Origin of the sequence: Streptomyces sp. NPDC057694 (assembly GCF_042799415.1) — a bacterium.
Classification (GTDB): domain Bacteria; phylum Actinomycetota; class Actinomycetes; order Streptomycetales; family Streptomycetaceae; genus Streptomyces.
In genome coordinates this window covers 42,444-60,691 of the sequence record NZ_JBHVIX010000008.1, presented here as the reverse complement: position 1 = coordinate 60,691, position 18,248 = coordinate 42,444, and the positions used below count along the sequence as shown (strand labels likewise).

The 18,248-nt window shown below is 71.2% G+C and carries 16 protein-coding genes; 10 read left to right on the top strand and 6 right to left on the bottom strand.

Annotation, left to right across the window (positions count from 1 at the left end; genetic code table 11):
• Nucleotides 1–106 precede the first annotated feature (106 nt).
• Together ACFVDP_RS19565 and ACFVDP_RS19560 are read right to left on the bottom strand one after the other, a co-directional pair.
• Entirely contained in the window at nt 107–1,975 is a 1,869-nt protein-coding gene (locus ACFVDP_RS19565; protein WP_383491049.1) for an AAA family ATPase, read from the bottom strand.
• 423 nt (nt 1,976–2,398) lie between these two features.
• The gene (locus tag ACFVDP_RS19560; protein WP_383491047.1) at nt 2,399–3,040 is read right to left on the bottom strand and encodes a uridine kinase; all 642 of its coding nucleotides are present in this window, start codon (nt 3,038–3,040) and stop codon (nt 2,399–2,401) included.
• Between the two features lie 210 nt (nt 3,041–3,250).
• Between ACFVDP_RS19560 and ACFVDP_RS19555 the strand changes: the two genes are divergently transcribed.
• From ACFVDP_RS19555 to ACFVDP_RS19545, 3 genes are all read left to right on the top strand, one after another.
• On the top strand, nt 3,251–4,627 hold the full coding sequence (locus tag ACFVDP_RS19555) for a peptidase C39 family protein (protein ID WP_383491045.1): 1,377 nt from the start codon (nt 3,251–3,253) through the stop codon (nt 4,625–4,627).
• Nucleotides 4,628–4,786: 159 nt separating this feature from the next.
• Complete coding sequence (locus tag ACFVDP_RS19550; RefSeq protein WP_383491043.1) at nt 4,787–4,933, top strand: SCO1431 family membrane protein; 147 nt, start codon at nt 4,787–4,789, stop codon at nt 4,931–4,933.
• A gap of 95 nt (nt 4,934–5,028) precedes the next feature.
• Nucleotides 5,029–5,661, top strand: coding sequence for a TetR/AcrR family transcriptional regulator (locus ACFVDP_RS19545; RefSeq protein ID WP_383491041.1), 633 nt, complete (start codon nt 5,029–5,031; stop codon nt 5,659–5,661).
• 49 nt (nt 5,662–5,710) lie between these two features.
• On the opposite strand, the gene ACFVDP_RS19540 is transcribed toward ACFVDP_RS19545, so the two are convergent.
• The gene (locus tag ACFVDP_RS19540; protein ID WP_383491039.1) at nt 5,711–6,952 is read right to left on the bottom strand and encodes a glycoside hydrolase family 18 protein; all 1,242 of its coding nucleotides are present in this window, start codon (nt 6,950–6,952) and stop codon (nt 5,711–5,713) included.
• A gap of 348 nt (nt 6,953–7,300) precedes the next feature.
• On the opposite strand from ACFVDP_RS19540, the gene ACFVDP_RS19535 reads away from it, so the two are divergent.
• The 3 genes from ACFVDP_RS19535 (at nt 7,301) to ACFVDP_RS19525 (ending at nt 11,289) form a co-directional block, all read left to right on the top strand.
• Complete coding sequence (locus ACFVDP_RS19535; protein ID WP_383491037.1) at nt 7,301–8,464, top strand: acyl-CoA dehydrogenase family protein; 1,164 nt, start codon at nt 7,301–7,303, stop codon at nt 8,462–8,464.
• A gap of 619 nt (nt 8,465–9,083) precedes the next feature.
• Complete coding sequence (locus tag ACFVDP_RS19530; RefSeq protein ID WP_383491487.1) at nt 9,084–10,157, top strand: hypothetical protein; 1,074 nt, start codon at nt 9,084–9,086, stop codon at nt 10,155–10,157.
• Between the two features lie 28 nt (nt 10,158–10,185).
• Nucleotides 10,186–11,289, top strand: a complete 1,104-nt coding sequence (locus ACFVDP_RS19525) for a phosphotransferase family protein (protein WP_383491035.1) — start codon at nt 10,186–10,188, stop codon at nt 11,287–11,289.
• Between the two features lie 11 nt (nt 11,290–11,300).
• On the opposite strand, the gene ACFVDP_RS19520 is transcribed toward ACFVDP_RS19525, so the two are convergent.
• The gene (locus ACFVDP_RS19520; RefSeq protein ID WP_383491032.1) at nt 11,301–11,738 is read right to left on the bottom strand and encodes a hypothetical protein; all 438 of its coding nucleotides are present in this window, start codon (nt 11,736–11,738) and stop codon (nt 11,301–11,303) included.
• A 223-nt stretch (nt 11,739–11,961) separates the two neighbouring features.
• Between ACFVDP_RS19520 and ACFVDP_RS19515 the strand changes: the two genes are divergently transcribed.
• The 4 genes from ACFVDP_RS19515 (at nt 11,962) to fxsA (ending at nt 16,134) form a co-directional block, all read left to right on the top strand.
• Nucleotides 11,962–12,405, top strand: coding sequence for an Lrp/AsnC family transcriptional regulator (locus tag ACFVDP_RS19515; RefSeq protein ID WP_361546599.1), 444 nt, complete (start codon nt 11,962–11,964; stop codon nt 12,403–12,405).
• 189 nt (nt 12,406–12,594) lie between these two features.
• Nucleotides 12,595–14,208 carry an amidohydrolase gene (locus tag ACFVDP_RS19510; protein WP_383491030.1) on the top strand — a complete coding sequence of 538 codons (1,614 nt, stop codon included), beginning with the start codon at nt 12,595–12,597 and terminating at the stop codon, nt 14,206–14,208.
• A gap of 500 nt (nt 14,209–14,708) precedes the next feature.
• On the top strand, nt 14,709–15,482 hold the full coding sequence (locus tag ACFVDP_RS19505; protein ID WP_383491028.1) for a polyprenol monophosphomannose synthase: 774 nt from the start codon (nt 14,709–14,711) through the stop codon (nt 15,480–15,482).
• 70 nt (nt 15,483–15,552) lie between these two features.
• On the top strand, nt 15,553–16,134 hold the full coding sequence (gene fxsA, locus ACFVDP_RS19500) for an FxsA family membrane protein (protein ID WP_383491026.1): 582 nt from the start codon (nt 15,553–15,555) through the stop codon (nt 16,132–16,134).
• 97 nt (nt 16,135–16,231) lie between these two features.
• Here fxsA and ACFVDP_RS19495 read toward each other — a convergent pair whose 3' ends face one another.
• Together ACFVDP_RS19495 and ACFVDP_RS19490 are read right to left on the bottom strand one after the other, a co-directional pair.
• Nucleotides 16,232–16,606 (bottom strand): RNA polymerase-binding protein RbpA, encoded by a 375-nt coding sequence (locus tag ACFVDP_RS19495; protein WP_003977404.1) that lies wholly within the window; start codon nt 16,604–16,606, stop codon nt 16,232–16,234.
• A gap of 267 nt (nt 16,607–16,873) precedes the next feature.
• The gene (locus ACFVDP_RS19490) at nt 16,874–18,235 is read right to left on the bottom strand and encodes an MFS transporter (protein ID WP_383491024.1); all 1,362 of its coding nucleotides are present in this window, start codon (nt 18,233–18,235) and stop codon (nt 16,874–16,876) included.
• Nucleotides 18,236–18,248 lie beyond the last annotated feature (13 nt).

The following is an 18,248-nucleotide window of genomic DNA, read 5'->3' as shown; positions in this document are numbered from 1 at the left end:
GGCCAGGGGGGGGGGGGGGGGGTTCTCTCGGGTGGGGGGTGGGAGGGTTTTTTTGCCTTGCCTTGTGGGGGGGGTCCTTTCCCCCCCCCCCCCCCCCCCACCACCGTCACGGGCCGCCCGGCCCCCGCCCCGACAGCACCTCGCCGTACGCCTGCATGAGGTCCGGCAGGCGCAGGGTGGCCAGGTCGTCCCGGGACGGCTCCATCAGATATCCGGTCAGCCGCAGGTCGCGGTAGGCGCAGGACTTCTCGTACAGGGTCCGCAGGAACCGCCCGTTGCCCAGTTCGTCGATCCAGCCCTGGTCGACCACGTGCCCGGCGATGGAGCGCAGCTCGTCCAGCGCCTCCTCGTCCCACACGTCCCCGTTCTCCGCGGCCAGCACCTCGCCGATCGAGGTCAGCTCCAGCGGCCGGTACGAGGGGAAGTCGACCCGCGTCGTGAAGCGCGAGGAGAGCCCGGGGTTGGCGGCGAGCAGCCGGTCCATGCCCTCCGGGTACCCGGCGAGGATCACCACGAGATGGTCGCGGTTGTCCTCCGCGCGCTTCAGCAGCACCTGAAGGGCCTCGTCGCCGTACGCGTCGCCCTTGCCGTACCCCGAGTTGGACAGCGCGTACGCCTCGTCGACGAAGAGCACCCCGCCCAGGGCCGAGTCGATCAGCTCGTTCGCCTTGACGGCGGTCTGGCCCAGGTACTCGCCGACCAGGTCGGCCCGCTGCGCCTCCACCAGATGATCGCCGCCGAGCAGCCCGAGCGCGTAGAACACCCGGCCGAGGATGCGGGCGACCGTCGTCTTGCCCGTGCCCGAGGGGCCGGAGAACACGAAGTGTCGTTTTGGCGGCTGCACCGGAAGGCCCTGCCCGGCGCGCAGCCGCGCCATGTTCAACTGCGCCGACAACGCCTTGACCTGCCGCTTGACCGGCTCCAGGCCGACCATCGACTCCAGCTCCGCGAGGGCCTCGTCGAGCAGCGTCGGATCGGCGGGACCGGGCGGCAGCGGCGGCGACACCGGCACCACCACCTTCTCCCTGACGATGTCGGGATCGTCCGCCGCGCCACCGCCGGGCGGCGGCAGGTCCGGCTCGGACACCTTCAGGTCGCGGCCGTCACTGGCGAACAGCGGATCGACGGACTCGCCGCCGTCCAGACCGTCCTGAAATCCCGTCAGGGACATCGGGGCCAGATCGGTGCCGTCCGTGAAGTCCGCGTACCCGTCCCCCTCGGTGATCGCGGCGAGCCGCGCCGCGGTGTCCATGAACGCGGGGTCGACCCGGTGCACCGCCCGGTACAGCGGCAGCGCGGCCGCCGAGCGCCCGGTGCCCTCGTGCGCGCGGGCCAGCCAGTACCGCAGCTCCTTGCGCTGCGGCTGTTCGCTGCGACAGCGCATCAGCGCGGAGGAGAGCAGCGGCTCCGCCTGGCCGTACATCTCCAGGCGCACCCGCGCCATCCCGCCGAAGAGCCCCGCCTCGATCCCGAGCATGGGGTCGTCGACCAGCGGGTCCGTGTGCCGGACCAACTGCTCCCAGTCCTTGACCAGATAGGCCCGGCACGCGTGCAGGAACCGCACCTGGGTGTCCGCGTCGACCGGCGGCAGCGTGGCCAACGCCCGGTCCAGGTCCGGGACATGGCGGCCGTCCAGCCAGTGCGAGGCGTGCGCGAGCAGCAGATCGCGCGGATGCTCGAGGACCGGCTGCACCCACCAGCCGAGCCAGTACCAGGAGTTGAGGCCGCGCCGGTGCCGGGTGCGCTGCTCGCCGAACCGGTCGCGGTGCCGGAACATCCGCAGCAGCGCGGTCGTCGTGTCGATGCGCAGGGCGTGCAGCCCGAGCCAGCCGTCGGCCATCCCGGGATCCATCCGCACGGCGGCCCGGAACTCCTCCTCCGCCTGTGGATACGCGCCCATGGTGTAGGCGTCGACGCCTCGCAGCCAGGCGAGGTCGGCCGGGCCCGTCGGTGGTGCCCCAGTGCCGAAGCTCATCACGTCCCCCACACGCCGTGCCCCCGATGAACCTGATCCGCCCTTAACCAAGCTGTCATGGACGGGAGTTGTCACGATGCGGACAGCGAGCCGTCCAGAGGCCGCACCGAGAGGCATCGTACCTGCGGGCACAGGGTGGGCCGAAGGGCGCAACGGGGTCGGATCGGTGCGTCAGTGGGGGATTCGGTGCAGGTGAGCGCCGTACCGCAGGGTGACTCTCGGTGAACGAAGAGGGTGCCGGAGCAGCGGTGAAGGGGCATTGCGGGCAGAACGAAGCCCCCGATCACGGGGGAACAACCGGGGGCTTCGCGACTGCGGGCGGTCCCGAAAGGCCGCACATTGAGAACGTAAGTCCTGTACGGCCCCTGGGTCAAGCCGAGTTGGGGCACTCGCGGAAACTGGCGGAAGGCGCTTTCTGCTCGTTCAGCGCACCGCTGGCGGACCCTCACGGTGAGTGACGGAGTGGCGAGTCTGTGTGGTCCCAGCAGGGCCTTCGCGCATCTCGTATCCCTCCGGGCACTCTCTTACCAATTTCTTGGCGAACTGCCGCGACGGGTCTTGTGCGAAGTGCTTCCGCTCCGCTGGAATCCAGCCGTCCCAGAAGCCCCGCTGGGCCTCTCCGTCCCGCGCGCGTCCCCGCTCCCACGCCGTCTCGCGCGGCAGATCCATCCACACCAGCTCCGCGAGGAACGGCCGCACCGCCAGCCTCCCGGCCCCCACGCCCTCGATCAGGACGACCTCGGCGGGCGGCAGCAGCCGCGACCCGTCGAAGCGGCGGGTGTTCCAGTCGTACGTCTCGTAGCGCGCGGCCGTGCCGTGGGAGAGCGGCTCGACGACCTGGGTGCGCAGCCGCCCGGTCCAGTCGAAGAGGGCGTCGTGGCTCGCGAGGTCGTCGAGGTGCAGCACGGGCGCGCCGCCGAGCGCCCGCGCCAGCTTCCCGGCGAAGGTCGACTTGCCGGACCCGGCGTGCCCGTCGATGCCGACGAGCCGCACCGGGCCGCAGGAGGGCGGCAGCCGGCGCAGCCGTTCGGCGTACCGGTCGAGGGGCAGGTGCTGATGGTCCACGTCCGCAAGGGTATGCCGCGCGCGGATCGGTTTCATCGACGCCGTCGCAGGTCATGCCAGTGGTGAAGACCAATATTGGTCGTGCGGAGCACTCCCGAAACGCTGGTGGAAATCCTGTTCAGAGAGCCATAGTTGGCGCACTGTTCCACCAGGGACACATCCCGCGCGCCCGTCCCGTCCGTCCGAACCGTCGACAGGGGGATCCTCCCGATGACCCGCCCCGAGCAGCAGACCTCATCGACTCCGTCCCGCAGAACCGTGCTGGCGGCGGCCGCGGGCGTCGCGCTCGCCGCCACCACGGCCACCACCGCGCACGCCGCGGCCCCCGCACAGCAGAAGGCCCCCGCCCGACTCGTGGACAACCGCACCTGGACGACGTACACCGACTGGCGCTCCGGCACCGGCCACGGCACCCGCGCCTTCGCCGGCGCCCGGCCGGGCGTCACCCTCGCCAAGGCCGTCGGCACGACGAGCTACACCGACCCGCACCTGAACCGGACGGCCGACTGGGAGTACGCGACCTGGACCTCGCCCGTCCACACCCTCGCCGTGCCCGCCACCGAGGTCATCGCCTCCTGGAACGCGCACACGCCGGCCGGAACCTGGATCCAGATCGAGCTCCAGGGCACGTACACCGACGGCACCCGGACCCCCTGGTACGTCATGGGCCGCTGGACGGCCGGGGACGACAAGGACGTCGACATCCGCCGCACCTCCGTCGACGACCAGAGCGACGACAAGTCGAGCATCTGGACCGACACCTTCTCCATCGACGACGCGGCGTCCGGCCTGCGCCTCGTCTCCTACAGCCTGCGTCTGACCCTGCTGCGCGCCCCCGGCGCCAAGGCCGCGCCCACCGTCTGGCGGCTCGGCGCGATGGGCTCGGACGTCCCCGACCGCTTCACCGTCCCGGCCTCCGTCCCCGGCTTCGCCGGTGAGCTGGCGGTCCCGCGCTACTCGCAGGACGTGCACGCCGGGCAGTACCCCGAGTACGACGGCGGCGGCGAGGCGTGGTGCAGCCCCACCTCCTCACAGATGATCATCGAGTCCTGGGGGCGGAAGCCGAGCGCCGCGCAGCTCGCGTGGGTCGACCCGGCCTACGCCGACCCGCAGGTCTGCCTCGCGGCCCGCTCCACGTACGACTACCAGTACGAGGGCTGCGGCAACTGGCCGTTCAACGCGGCGTACGCGGCGACGTACAAGGATCTCCAGGGTGTCGTCACCCGGCTCGGCTCGCTCACCGACCTGGAGACGCTGATCGCGGCCGGCATCCCGGCCATAACGTCCCAGTCGTTCCTGAAGACCGAACTGACCGGCGCGGGCTACGGCACCTCCGGGCACCTGATGACGGTCATCGGCTTCACCGCCGACGGCGACGTGATCGCCAACGACCCGGCCTCGCACGACGATCCGGCGGTCCGCCGCGTCTACAAGCGGCGCGAGTGGGAGAACATCTGGCTGCGCACGAAGCGGTACAACGCCTCCGGCAGCGTCGTCTCCGGCACCGGCGGCGTCTGCTACCTCTACTTCCCGGCGCACCCGAACCCGAGCCAGCGCAAGGCGCTGGCGGCCGTCGGCGTGCGCTGACCGCCGCCGGTTCCAGGGGGCGGGACGCGTGATGAAGGTCTCGGTCGCAAGAGGCTGCGGCGATGGCATGGTGGAGAAGGCGCCGGAGGGGAGTCGGGCGCCTTCGGGGGGAGTTCCTGCCCCGATCAGGCCTCTGATCACGAGCCGAGCGAGACGCCCATGACCGCCAGTTCCGCCACCGCCCATGCCACCCGTGCCCGTACCGGTGGTCCCCAGGACGACGGCCCCAAGATCCTCGAGCACGTCCTGGGCTGGACCTTCGTCGTCGTGGTGGCGATGTTCGTCACGCAGCTCGGCTGGCTGTGACCAACCCGCCACCCGGCGTGAGGTGATCCGCATCACTGCCGGCCCGTGAGGTGCCATACTGCGGAATCCGCAGGAGTCGGACACCAGGGCCGGAATTGAAGAACAGTGAACAGCGGGCGCGCGGCACCGACCGATCCGTCGCGCGCCGCGCCGAACTCATCGCCATCGGACGGAAGTTGTTCGCCCACACGTCCTACGACGCGCTGTCGATGGACGACATCGCCCAGCAGGCCGGCGTCGCCAAGGGGCTGATCTACTACTACTTCAGGTCCAAGCGCGGCTACTACCTCGCGATCATCGAGGACTCCGTCGGCGACCTCGTCGACCTGGCGAGCGGCGCCGCCGATCTGCCCCCGGTCGACCGCGTGCACCGCACCATCGACGGCTATCTGCGCTACGCCGAGCACCATCAGGCGGCGTACCGCACGATCATCACGGGCGGGGTCGGCTTCGACGCCGAGGTGCAGGCCATCCGGGACGGTGTGCGCGAGGAGATGATCGCGACCATCGCCCGGGGCGCGTACGGAAAGCCCGATGTGCCGGAGCTGGCCCGGCTCGCCCTGCTCGGCTGGCTGTGCAGCGTGGAGGGCGTCACGCTGGACTGGATCGGCAGCCGGGAGGTCGAACGGGACACGGTGCGGGCCCTGTTGGTGCGCACCCTCGTCGAGATCCTGCGGGTGATCGAGGAGTTCGAGCCCGCGTACCCGGCGCCCGTGACCACAGCATGACGGGGTGGGACCGGAATCCGGTCCCACCCCGCCTGTCCTGCCGCCGTGCCTAGTCGATCGCCTTGATCAGCTCGCCGTCGGAGGTGTCACCGGACAGCTCCCACAGGAAGGTGCCGCCCAGGCCCTGCTGGTTCTTGTAGTCCATCTTCCCCGCGATGGTCTGCGGGGTGTCGTAGCTCCACCAGTCCGAGCCGCAGTGCGCGTACGCGGTGCCGCCGACCGTGCCCGTCGCGGGGCACTTGGTCTTCAGCTCCTTGTAGTCGTCGATGCCCTGCTCGTACTTGCCGGCCGCGGGACCGGTGGCCGTGCCGCCGGGGGCGTCCTGGGTGACGCCGGTCCAGCCGCGCCCGTAGAAGCCGATGCCGAGCAGCAGCTTGGACGCCGGGACGCCCTTCGCCTCCAGCTTGGCGATGGTCGACTCGGAGTTCCAGCTCTCCTTCGGTATCCCCGTGTACGAGGTCAGCGGCGAGTGCGGGGCCGTCGGACCCTGCGCGTCCCAGGCGCCGAAGTAGTCGTACGTCATCGGGTTGTACCAGTCGACGTACTGGGCGGCGCCCGCGTAGTCCGTGGCGTCGATCTTGCCGCCGTCCTCGGCGTCGGCCGGGATGGCGGAGGTGATCAGATAGTCGCCGCCGAACTTCGAACGCAGCGCCGACATCAGGTTCTTGTACGCGTCGGGGCCGCTGGTGTCACAGGTCAGGCCGCAGGCGTTCGGGTACTCCCAGTCGATGTCGATGCCGTCGAAGACATCGGCCCACTTGGAGTTCTCGACGAGGTCGTAGCAGGACTGGGCGAACGCGGCCGGGTCCTTCGCCGCCTCGCCGAACCCGCCGGACCAGGTCCAGCCGCCGAACGACCAGAGGATCTTGAGGTTCGGGTGCAGCTTCTTCAGCTTGAGCAACTGGTTGAAGTTGCCGCGCAGCGGCTGGTCCCAGGTGTCGGCGACCCCGTCCACGGCCTGGTCGGCGGTGTACGCCTTGTCGGTCGCGGCGTAGGAGTCACCCATGGCGCACTTGCCGCCCTGGACGTTGCCGAACGCGTAGTTGATGTGGGTGAGCTTGTCGGCCGAGCCGGACGTCTCGACGTTCTTGACGTGGTAGTTCCGGTCGTAGACACCCCATTCGGTGAAGTATCCGACGACCTTCGAACCGGCGGCGGTCGTACCGGAGCCGACGTCCGGCTGGGCCGACGCGCTGCCCGCGGAGGCGAGCAGTCCGGCGCTGAGGACGACGCCGCACGCGGCGGCGGCGAGCGCCTTGAGGCGCATGCGGGGGAGGTGCGGTCTGAGCATCTTGTCTCCTCGTGGGGGAGGGGAGCATGCGGGATGTGGGGAATTCCGTGCTGGACCTGCGGACGGAACAGTAGGAGGACTAGACCAGTGGGGTCAATGGTCCGAACCAATCTCCCCACCTTCCGCACACGCCGCGAAGGGCCCAGGAGTGGTGCTGAAAAACTTGGAGTAAGCGGTCGTTAACCGGTGACGCGAGGCTCCGGATCGGGAATACTCAACACGCCGCAGCCGCTGGTCAGCCGCTTCCGAGACCCGGAAGGGCAGCATCGGTTCCGGTAGTGACCACCCGGTGGCGTCGCCTCACCCCGCGGCGCCACCGCAGCGCCCGCCTGGGAGGAGAGCGTCGCCATGCCGGAGCCAGGAGTCGAGCGTCAGCTGCCGACGGACGAAGCTCAGGACCTGATGCAGCTGGTCCGTGACATCGCCCAGCGGGAGATCGCCCCGCGCGCGGCCGAGGAGGAGGACGCCGGCCGCTTCCCGCGCGAGACGTTCTCGCTGCTGTCCTCGTCGGGACTGCTGGGACTGCCCTACGACGCCGAGTTCGGCGGCGGCGACCAGCCCTACGAGGTGTACCTCCAGGCGCTGGAGCAGCTGGCGGCCGCGCGCCTCACGGTCGGGCTCGGCGTCAGCGTCCACTCGCTGGCCTGCCACGCACTGGCCAACTTCGGCACGAAGCAGCAGCGCTCCGAGCATCTGCCGGACATGCTCGGCGGCGGGCTGCTGGGCGCGTACTGCCTCTCCGAGCCCTCGTCGGGATCCGACGCCGCCTCCTTGCGTACGAAGGCGGTGCGCGACGGCGACGACTGGGTGCTGACCGGCACGAAGGCCTGGATCACCCACGGCGGAGTCGCCGACTTCTACACGGTGCTGGCCCGCACGGGAGGCGAGGGCGCCCGCGGCATCACGGCGTTCCTGGTGCCCGGTGACGCGGCCGGGCTGAGCGCCGCCGTCCCCGAGAAGAAGATGGGGATGAAGGGCTCGCCCACTGCGCAGGTCCACTTCGACGGAGTACGGATCGGCGACGTGCGGCGGATCGGGGACGAGGGGCAGGGCTTCCAGATCGCCCTGTCGGCCCTCGACTCCGGCCGGCTCGGCATCGCGGCCTGCGCGATCGGCGTGGCGCAGGCCGCGCTGGACGAGGCGGTGTCGTACGCGAAGGGCCGGTCCCAGTTCGGCCACCCCATCGCCGACTTCCAGGGCCTGCGCTTCATGCTCGCCGACATGGCGACGCAGATAGAGGCGGGCCGCGCCCTGTACCTGTCGGCGGCCCGGCTGCGGGACGCGGGCCGGCCGTTCTCCAAGCAGGCGGCCATGGCGAAGCTGCTGTGCACCGACGCGGCGATGAAGGTCACCACGGACGCGGTGCAGGTCCTCGGCGGGTACGGCTACACCGCGGACTTCCCGGTCGAGCGCCTGATGCGCGAGGCGAAGGTGCTGCAGATCGTCGAGGGCACCAATCAGATCCAGCGCATGGTCATCGCCCGCCACCTCGCGGGACCGGAGTCGCGCTGAACTGCCCGGTGCTGAACTGCCCGGTCCGCACGGTGGGCGCCACCAGCTCCACCCACTCGGGGTCGTGCCGGCCCGGCAGCGTCCTGCCGCGGTCGGCCCAGCTCGCGATCAGGGCCCGGTAGATGGGCGGGTCCGGATGCGCCACGGGGGCCGCGACACGCTGATGGGCGTGCGGCGGCGCGGGCCGCGGGGGCTGAGGAGGCTGTGGGGCCGCGTGGGACAGCTGGGGCGAGTGGGACGGGTGCGCCTGCGGTGCCTGCTGTTGCTGATGATGAACCGATTCTGCGGCAACAGGGACGAGGATGCGCCTGCGTCGTCCGGTGGGCGCAGAGGCCGGGATCTCCGTCGGGGTCATGCCAGGTCAACGTTCGGGCGACGGGTCAGGTCACGTGTTGACGGTATCGAGCGTCCGTTCGCGGCATAACCGTGCTCCGATCGCGCCCCGGTCGAACATCTGGTCAGGTACGGAGAGCTGACGTACCGTCAACTCCCCGCCGCCGGGCAGGCCGTACCCCTCCGGGCGACGTCAACCGGTCCGCACGCAGGGAGGATGCCCGTGGCCGACGACGAACGTCCCGTGGCTCTCGACGAGTACCCCGTCCACCAGGTCCCGCTGTCGATGAAGCACGTGGCGACCGGGGACCGCAACGCCTACGACCGCTGCATCTTCCACCTCGTCGACCCCGAGGGGCGCTTCCTGCTCATCCTCGGCCTCGGCGTCTATCCCAATCTCGGTGTGATCGACGCCTATGCCACGCTCCGCACCGACGACACCCTGCACGCCGTCCGCGCCTCCGACGCGCTGGACGAGGAGAACCGGATGGGGATGGAGGTCGGCCCGCTGCGCATCCACGTCGAGCGCCCGCTGAAGGAGTTCGCCCTCAGCTGCGCCGCCGACCCCGACGACGCGGACGGACTCTCGTACGAGCTGACCTGGCGGGCCGCCTTCCCGGCGCTGTGGGAGCCGCACCACCTCCAGCGCAAGGGCGGCCGGCTGACCCTGGAGGGCAAACGGTTCGTGCAGGCCGGCCGGGTCGACGGGCGCCTGCGCATCGGCGGCCGTGAGGTGGACGTACGAGGCTGGACCGGCACCCGCGACCGGAGCTGGGGCGTGCGCCCCGTACCCGGCGAGGAAGGTGGGCGGCTCGCCCAGGACCATCCCACCGAGGGCTTCCACTGGATCTGGGCACCGGTCCGCTTCGACGACCGTTTCCTCATGGTGCTCACGCAGGAGGACGCCGACGGGTACCGCACCCTCACGGACGCCACCCTCGTCCGCGAGGGCCACCGTGACCGCCAACTCGGCTGGCCCCAGACCGACATCACCTACCGCCCCGGCACCCGCCACCCCGAGAGCGCGGTCGTCCACCTCACCGATCCGGTCGCCCGCAAGCCCCTCGAACTCGGCGTGGAGATCCTCACCTCCTCGCCGCTCGCTCTCGGCGCCGGGTATCCGCCGGCCGACGACTGGCAGCACGGCACCTGGCAGGGCCGGGGCTGGACCGACCGGCGCGCCTACGACCTCTCCGACCCGTCCGCCCACCCCCTGGCCGCGTACGGGGTGACCGATCACGCGGCCCGCTTCACCCTCGACGGGCAGGTCGGCCACGGCATCTTCGAGCACGGCAGCTTCGGCCGGCACGACCCGAGCGGCTTCACCGGCTTCGACTCGGTCGCCCCGCCACGCCCGTAAACCACCTTCAGGCAGAGGGAGTTCGACGATGGCGACAGCGCCACGCCCGCGCACCTCCACCCGCGAACCCGAAGAGATCGCCCGCCGGCTCACCGCGTGGCTCGGCACCAGGCTGCCCGGCGCCGCGGCGGTCGACGTCCGCGTCCCCGAGTCCAACGGCATGTCCAGCGAGACCCTGCTCTTCGACATCGAGCACCCCGAACCCCCGGTGCGCGCCTGCGCGTTGCGCCTGGCCGCCGATCCGTCCGCGTACACGATCTTCCCGGTGTACGACATGCCGCGCCAGTACCGCACGATGCGGCTCGCCGCCGAGCTAGCCGGGATCCCGGTACCGCGGGTGCTGTGGCTGGAGGAGGACCCGGGCCCGCTCGGCGCGCCCTTCTTCGTCATGGAGCGGGTCGCCGGCCGGGTGCCGCCCGACGTGATGCCGTACACCTATGAGGGCAACTGGCTGCACGCGGCGACCGACGCCGAGCGCGCACGGCTCGAAGAGGCGAGCATCGGCATCATCGCCCGGCTGCACGACGGCGTACCGGCGGCCGCCGCCGAGTTCCTGGCGCTGCCCGGCGAAGGCAGCCCGCTGCGCCGCCACGTCACCGCCCAACGGGCCTTCTACGCCTGGGTGGTGGCCGGGCTCGCCCCCTCACCGCTGATCGAGCGCGCCTTCGACCGGCTGGAGGAGTTGTGGCCGCGCGACGAGGGCGAGGCGGTCCTCAACTGGGGAGACGCCCGGATCGGCAACATCATCTACGACGGCTTCGAACCGGCCGCCGTGCTCGACTGGGAGATGGCGGCGCTCGCCCCGCGCGAGGTCGACCTCGGCTGGACCGTCTATCTGCACCGCTTCTTCCAGGACCTCACCGTGAGCTTCGGCCAGCCGGGACTGCCCACGTTCCTGCGCCGCGACCGGATCGAGGAGAGCTACGCGCGCCGCACCGGCCACACCCCGCGCGACATGGACTTCTACACGCTCTACGCCGCCCTGCGGCACGCGGTGGTGATGCTCAGGGTCGCCTATCGGCAGGCCCACTTCGGCGAGGTCGCCGTACCCGCGGATCCGGACACACTGATCCTGCACCACGACAGTCTGCGCGCCATGGTGCAGGGCAGTTACTGGCGAGACCTTGAGTGACCCAGGGTGGGTCAGGCGGCCCTGTCCTGCTGCCGGGGCACCTGGAGCGGGCGCGAACCGGGCCCGCCGACGTGGGAGAAGGGCTGGGTGCGCCAGTCGAGCCCCTGAGGGAGCGTCAGCAGCAGCGCCGTGTCCTGTTCCTGAGTGCCCGTCACGTCATCGGCGGGGCGGGCCTCGTCGGCCGCACGCCCGGTGCCCGCACAGACGGAGAGCCCGAACGGGTTCCAGGGCGAGGTGACGTGGGCGTGCTCGGGCAGCTCGTCCTCGTCCGCGAGGAGGGCGATGGGCTGGGCGCAGTCCGGGCAGATCACCCGGTACATCTCGAACGTGTCGTACGCGTCGAGCTCGTCGTCGAAGCCGGGTTCGACGCCCTCCGGCTCGGGCTCGACGGCCGCCTGCTTGCGGTTGCCGCGCACGGCAGGGCGTCCGGGACGCTTCACACTCTGCATGGGATTCTCCCCCTCGGGTGGGCCGGCCGCGGATGTCCATGAGTCGCGGCCTCGACCACAGCAAGCACTTCCCGCCCCGTGCGCGAGGTAACCGCGCGACACCCCAGGACACGGCCGGAAAGGTGTGGTCTTCGTCACATGCCGATTGCAGGTGCCCGAGGCGCGGTAGACGAGAGGCCCTTCGCGGTACCGGGAGGATCAAGGGACCGGTAGGTTCGTCGCCATGGAGGAGCTCGACCGACAGATTGTGCAGCTGCTCGTCAAGGACGGGCGGATGAGCTACACCGACCTGGGCAAGGCCACGGGCCTGTCCACGTCAGCGGTGCACCAGCGGGTGCGCCGTCTCGAACAGCGCGGCGTGATCCGCGGCTACGCGGCCGTCGTCGACCCCGAGGCCGTCGGACTGCCGATGACGGCGTTCATCTCGGTGAAACCGTTCGACCCGAGCGCCCCCGACGACATCGCCGAACGCCTCGCGGGCGTCCCGGAGATCGAGGCGTGCCACAGCGTGGCCGGCGACGAGAACTACATCCTGAAGGTCCGGGTGGAGACCCCCCACGAGCTGGAGAACCTCCTCGCCCGGGTCCGCTCCCTGGCCGGCGTCTCGACCCGCACGACGGTAGTCCTCTCCACCCCGTACGAGGCCCGCCCGCCGCGCATCCAGTAGGCCCCCGCCGCCTTGGGCAATCTGCCGCCCCAAAGCCTTGGGCAATCTGCCGCCAGGGGCGGCAGGGTGGGCAAGGCGGCACCCCGGGGCGGGGCGAGCGCTCCGTCCGGCCTGTGCCCCGGCGCGGCCCCGCCCGACAAATAGGACCCCGCGCACACCGCCCCCCGCGCGACGCGGGAAACTGTCCCCATGAGCACGCCCCCCAACACCCGCACCGTCCTCCTGCGCCGCGGCGAGGTCCACAGCCCCGCCGACCCCTTCGCGACCGCCATGGTCGTAGAGGCGGGCCACGTCGCCTGGGTCGGTTCGGAAGGCGCCGCTGACGCGTTCGTGGACGGCGTGGACGAGGTCGTCGACCTCGACGGCGGCCTGGTCACCCCGGCGTTCACCGACGCCCATGTGCACACCACGTCGACCGGCCTCGCCCTCACCGGCCTCGACCTCACCGCCGCACGCACCCGCGCCGAAGCCCTCACCCTCGTACGCGACCACGCGACGTCCCGCCCCACCGACCGGATCCTCCTCGGACACGGCTGGGACGCGGCCCGCTGGCCCGACGGCCGGCCGCCCACCCGCGTCGAACTCGACGAGGCCACCGGCGGCCGCCCGGTCTATCTCTCCCGCATCGACGTGCACTCCGCCGTCGTCAGCACGGCCCTGCTCGACCTCGTCCCGGGTGTCCGCGACCGCGCCGGGTACGACCCCGAGGGCCCCCTCACCCGCGACGCCCACCACGCCGTGCGCGCCGCCGCCCTCGGCGCGGTCGGCCCCCAGCAGCGCACCGAGGCGCAGCGCGCCGCGCTCCGGCACGCCGCCTCGCTCGGGATCGGCTCGGTCCACGAGTGCGGCGGGCCCGACATCTCCTCCGAGGACGACTTCACGGGCCTGCTCGACCTCGCCCGCTCCGAGCCCGGCCCGCGCGTCGCCGGCTACTGGGCGGACCGCGACATCGAGCGGGCCCGGGGCCTGGGCGCGCTCGGCGCCGCCGGCGACCTCTTCGTGGACGGCGCCCTCGGTTCGCACACGGCGTGCCTGCACGAGCCGTACGCCGACGCCGCCCACACCGGCACCGGCTACCTCACCGCGGACGACATCGCCGCCCATGTCGTGGCCTGCACGGAGGCGGGCCTCCAGGCCGGTTTCCACGCCATCGGCGACGCCGCCTGCACCGCCGTGGTCGACGGGATGCGCGCGGCCGCCGAGAAGGTCGGCCTCGCGCGCGTGCGCGCCGCGCGCCACCGGGTCGAGCACGCCGAGATGCTCACCCCCGAAACCGTCGCCGCCTTCGCGGAGTTCGGCCTCACCGCGTCCGTGCAGCCCGCCTTCGACGCCCTGTGGGGCGGCACGGACGGCATGTACGCCGACCGCCTCGGCGCCGAGCGGGCCCGCACCCTCAACCCCTACGCGGCCCTGCTGAAGGCCGGCGTCCCGCTCGCCTTCGGCTCGGACAGCCCGGTCACCCCGCTCGACCCGTGGGGCACGATCCGCGCCGCCGCGTTCCACCGCACGCCCGAGCACCGCGTCTCCGTACGCGCCGCGTTCACCGCCCACACCCGCGGCGGCTGGCGCGCCGTCGGCCGCGACGACGCGGGCGTCCTCGTCCCGGGCGCCCCCGCCGACTACGCCGTCTGGCACACCGGCGAGCTGGTCGTGCAGGCCCCGGACGACCGGGTGGCGCGCTGGTCGACCGACCCGCGCTCGGGCACCCCGGGCCTGCCGGACCTGACCCCGGGTGCCGAACTCCCGGTCTGCCTGCGGACCGTCGTGTTCGGACAGACGGTCTTCGTACGGCCGGACGAGTGATGTACCGGGGCGGCGTGCATCCGATCGCGGGTCCGCACCGTCCCGTACGACCTGCGTATCCTCCGCCCTGACCAGGCGTGTTCCCGAAGACCCCCAGGTCAAACGGCTGTTGACAGAACGCGGCGGGGGGCGGGTAGGTTCGGCCGGGTCCACCACCTTCCAGGCACGACCGGGGAAGTCCACGCAGTCGTCGAACGCAGCTGGGTCAGGGGGTGGTGCGCCGCACCGGCGCATCATCACTGGGAGCCAGGCCCAGCGCCCGCGCCACGGGGCGCTGGAACGTTCCGGCCGGTCGAGCCAGGTGCGACCCGGGTGGGGCCCGGGCGTTCAGTAGACAACGGCTTTAGGTCGACCCGCAGCCAGCGGGCCCCAGGTCGGCCCGAAGGACGCCCGGCCCCGATCCGCAGTTTCCGTTCACCCGCCGCAGGGCGCCTTGTCGGCGTGAACTTTCCTGCTCGCTATGGTGGTCCCCTTGTGCAGGAAAGTTTTAAGGGGAAGCTGTGAGCGACGGCGGCGGGCGGAAGTTCGGCCCTCTGGGTACGGCCTTGGTGATCATTCCGACCTTCAACGAGGCGGAGAACATCACGTCCATCGTGGGCCGCGTCCGGGCAGCGGTGCCCGCGGCGCACGTCCTGGTCGCCGATGACAACAGCCCGGACGGCACCGGCAAGCTCGCCGACGAGCTGGCCGCCGAGGACGATCAGGTGCACGTGCTGCACCGCACCGGCAAGGAAGGCCTGGGCGCCGCCTATCTGGCCGGCTTCGCCTGGGGCATCGAGCACGACTACGGCGTCCTGATCGAGATGGACGCCGACGGCTCGCACCAGCCGGAGGAACTGCCCCGGCTGCTCACCGCGCTCAAGGGCGCCGACCTCGTGCTCGGCTCGCGCTGGGTGCCGGGCGGCCGGGTCGTGAACTGGCCCAAGTCCCGCGAGTTCCTCTCCCGCGGCGGCTCCACGTACTCGCGCCTCCTGCTCGACGTCCCGATCCGCGACGTCACCGGCGGCTTCCGCGCCTTCCGCCGCGAGACCCTCGAAGGCCTCGGCCTCGACGAGGTCGCCTCGCAGGGCTACTGCTTCCAGGTCGACCTGGCCCGCCGTGCCGTCAAGGCGGGCTATCACGTCGTCGAGGTCCCGATCACCTTCGTCGAGCGCGAGCTGGGCGACTCCAAGATGAGCAAGGACATCGTCGTGGAGGCCCTGTGGCGGGTCACCACGTGGGGCGTGGGGGAGCGGGTGGGCAAGGCGCTCGGACGCAGGCCGGAGGCCCGCTGAGCCCCTCCTGGGGCGCGTTCCTGATCTTCTCCTTACGCCACTTGGACGCGGTACCGGGCACACTTGAGCCATGACCACTGGTACTCCGCCCCGCAAGCCCCCGGGGGCCCGGCGCTCCCGGGCCCGTACGCTCCTGCCGATCGGCGTCGCCGCGTGGGTGGTCCTGGAGATCTGGCTGGGGACCGTCGTGGCGCAGGCGATCGGCGGATTCCCGTACTTCCTGATCATGGTGGCCGGCTTCGTGCTCGGCGCTGTCGTGATCAAGGCGGCCGGACGCCGCGCCTTCCAGAACCTGAACGAGACGCTCCGGCGCCAGCAGCAGGGTGTCGTGGAGGCCGGGGAGCAGCGCCAGCAGGGCAATGGGCTGCTGCTGCTCGCCGGCCTCTTCCTGATGATCCCCGGACTGATCACGGACGCCTTCGGCCTGCTGCTGCTCGTCCCGCCGCTGCGCACGGCCCTGAGCCGCTACACGGAGCGGACGCTGGAGAAGAGGATGAGCGCGGCGGCCCCGGGCTCGCTGGGCGACGCGTTCCAGCAGGCGCGGATGCGCCAGCCCGGCTCCACGGTCATCCAGGGCGAGGTCGTCCGCGAGGACGAGTACCCGGGCCCGCGCCGGGACGACGCCGACCCGCGCCCGCCGCTCACGCCCTGAGGCGGCGCGGGCGCACATGACAAAGGCCGGGGGCCGGACACACGGTGTGTGTCCGGCCCCCGGCCTTGTGCTCTGTTTGTTCAAGCCCCGCTTGGGATCACGCGGACTTGCGGCTGTCCCTCGGGTGGACCGCGATGTTCATCGCGCCCGAGCGCAGTACCGCCAGGCGCTCCTCGAGGACCTCTTCGAGCTCCTCACGGGTGCGCCGCTCCATCAGCATGTCCCAATGCGTACGGGCGGGCTTCGCCTTCTTCTCCTCAGGGCCGTCACCGTCCACGAGAAGTGCCTGGGCCCCGCAGACCTTGCACTCCCACTCCGGCGGAATCTCGGCCTCCACCGAGAAGGGCATCTCAAAGCGATGGCCCTTCTCGCATGCGTACTCCACGGCCTGGCGCGGAGCCAGGTCGATGCCGCGGTCCGTCTCATAGCTGGTCACTACGAGGCGTGTGCCGCGAAGAGCTCGCTCACTCATGAATCGTGCCTCCCGGGCTTGTCGCCCACAGGACAGGTGTCGCTGTCGTCGTCATCCGGTCAACGTCCGGTCGGCGGTAAAGATTCCCGGTCCCCGGGTCATGCGTCGCCGTCGTAGCCGCAGCCTGATCAGTACATGCTGTACCCACCGGCGCCCGGTTTGTCACATCTGACACCAGATGTTACCTAGCGTCGCAATATCTTGACGTGCAGTAACGGTACGCCTGGCAGGCCAACCGCGTACACTACCGGCCTTTGCCCTCAGGTGCTAAATCCGGGTCGGTACAGGATTCCCCGCGTCGCGGATCGCCTGACGGACAGGTACCCGCGCGAGCAGGACAAAACCGATCACAAAGAAGGCAACCAGCGACACGATCGCGTCCCGGTAACTGCCGGTCAGCTGGAACGCGAGCCCGAACACCAGCGGCCCCACCCAGCTCATCCCCCGGTCGCTCATCTCGTACGCGGAGAAGTACTCGGCTTCCTTGCCGGCCGGTACGAGGTGCGAGAACAGGGAGCGGGAGAGGGCCTGGGTACCGCCGAGGACGAGGCCGATGCCGACCGCCAGGGCGTAGAACCACCCGGGCGAGCCCTTGGGCAGGAAGTAGCCCGCCCCGATGGTCACCGTCCACGCCACCAGGGAACCGAGGATCGTGCGCTTCGCGCCGTACGCGCGCGCGAGGCGGCCCATCCCGAGCGCCCCCGCCACCGCCAGGACCTGCACCAGGAGCACCGCCGTGATCAGCGACGACTGATCGAGGCGCAACTCCTCGGAGCCGTACACGGAGGCCTGGGAGATCACCGTCTGCACACCGTCGTTGTAGACGAGATAGGCGAGCAGGAAGGAGAGCGTCAACGGATGGCGGCGCATGTCCTTCAAAGTGGCGAGCAGCTGACGCAGCCCGGTCCCCGTCCGCGTACGGCCCTGCGCGGGAATCGAGCGCCGCTCACGCAGACGGCGTAGCGGGATCAGGGTGAACGCGCCCCACCAGAGTCCGGCGGAGGCGAGGCAGATGCGCACGGCCGTCGACTCCGTGAGGCCGAAGGAGTCGTGGGCCAGATACAGCACCAGGTTCACCACGAGTACCAGCGAGCCGGCCGCGTAGCCGAAGGCCCAGCCGCGCGACGACACGGCGTCGCGCTCCTCGGGAGGGGCGATCTGCGGCAGGAAGGAGTTGTAGAGGGCCATCGACACGGCCAGCGCGGCGTTCGCCACCACGAGGAGCAGTCCGCCGAGCAGATAGCGGTCGCCGCCCAGGAAGAACATGGCCGTCGTGGCCGCCGCGCCGATGTAGGCGGAGAGCGCGAGCAGGGGCTTCTTGCGGCCCGACCGGTCGGCGGCCGCGCCCGCGAGCGGCATCACGAAGATCGCGACGATCACCGAAAGGGAGACCGTGTACGCGAAGAAGGACCCCGCGCGGACCGGGATGCCCAGCGGGTGCACATAGCCGTCCGCGTCCGCCGCGGCCTTCGCCACCGAGGTGAGATACGGGCCCAGGAACACGGTCAGGACGCTCGTCGAGTAGACCGAGCACGCCCAGTCGTAGAAGTACCAGCCGCGTTGTTCGCGCTTGCGCTCGGCCAGGGCGGTCGCGCCCGTCGCCGTCTCGTGCGCGGTGTCGGTGCCCACCCGTGTCCCCTTG

Bases quoted from the DNA above. Each gene is read 5' to 3' on its own strand.
- ACFVDP_RS19520 (WP_383491032.1), bottom strand. From the start codon at position 11,738: ATGCAGAGTGTGAAGCGTCCCGGACGCCCTGCCGTGCGCGGCAACCGC.
- ACFVDP_RS19510 (WP_383491030.1), top strand. From the start codon at position 12,595: ATGAGCACGCCCCCCAACACCCGCACCGTCCTCCTGCGCCGCGGCGAG.
- ACFVDP_RS19540 (WP_383491039.1), bottom strand. From the start codon at position 6,952: ATGCTCAGACCGCACCTCCCCCGCATGCGCCTCAAGGCGCTCGCCGCC.
- ACFVDP_RS19530 (WP_383491487.1), top strand. From the start codon at position 9,084: ATGAAGCACGTGGCGACCGGGGACCGCAACGCCTACGACCGCTGCATC.
- ACFVDP_RS19495 (WP_003977404.1), bottom strand. From the start codon at position 16,606: ATGAGTGAGCGAGCTCTTCGCGGCACACGCCTCGTAGTGACCAGCTAT.
- ACFVDP_RS19525 (WP_383491035.1), top strand. From the start codon at position 10,186: ATGGCGACAGCGCCACGCCCGCGCACCTCCACCCGCGAACCCGAAGAG.
- ACFVDP_RS19515 (WP_361546599.1), top strand. From the start codon at position 11,962: ATGGAGGAGCTCGACCGACAGATTGTGCAGCTGCTCGTCAAGGACGGG.
- ACFVDP_RS19565 (WP_383491049.1), bottom strand. From the start codon at position 1,975: ATGAGCTTCGGCACTGGGGCACCACCGACGGGCCCGGCCGACCTCGCC.
- ACFVDP_RS19555 (WP_383491045.1), top strand. From the start codon at position 3,251: ATGACCCGCCCCGAGCAGCAGACCTCATCGACTCCGTCCCGCAGAACC.
- ACFVDP_RS19550 (WP_383491043.1), top strand. From the start codon at position 4,787: ATGACCGCCAGTTCCGCCACCGCCCATGCCACCCGTGCCCGTACCGGT.
- fxsA (WP_383491026.1), top strand. From the start codon at position 15,553: ATGACCACTGGTACTCCGCCCCGCAAGCCCCCGGGGGCCCGGCGCTCC.
- ACFVDP_RS19535 (WP_383491037.1), top strand. From the start codon at position 7,301: ATGCCGGAGCCAGGAGTCGAGCGTCAGCTGCCGACGGACGAAGCTCAG.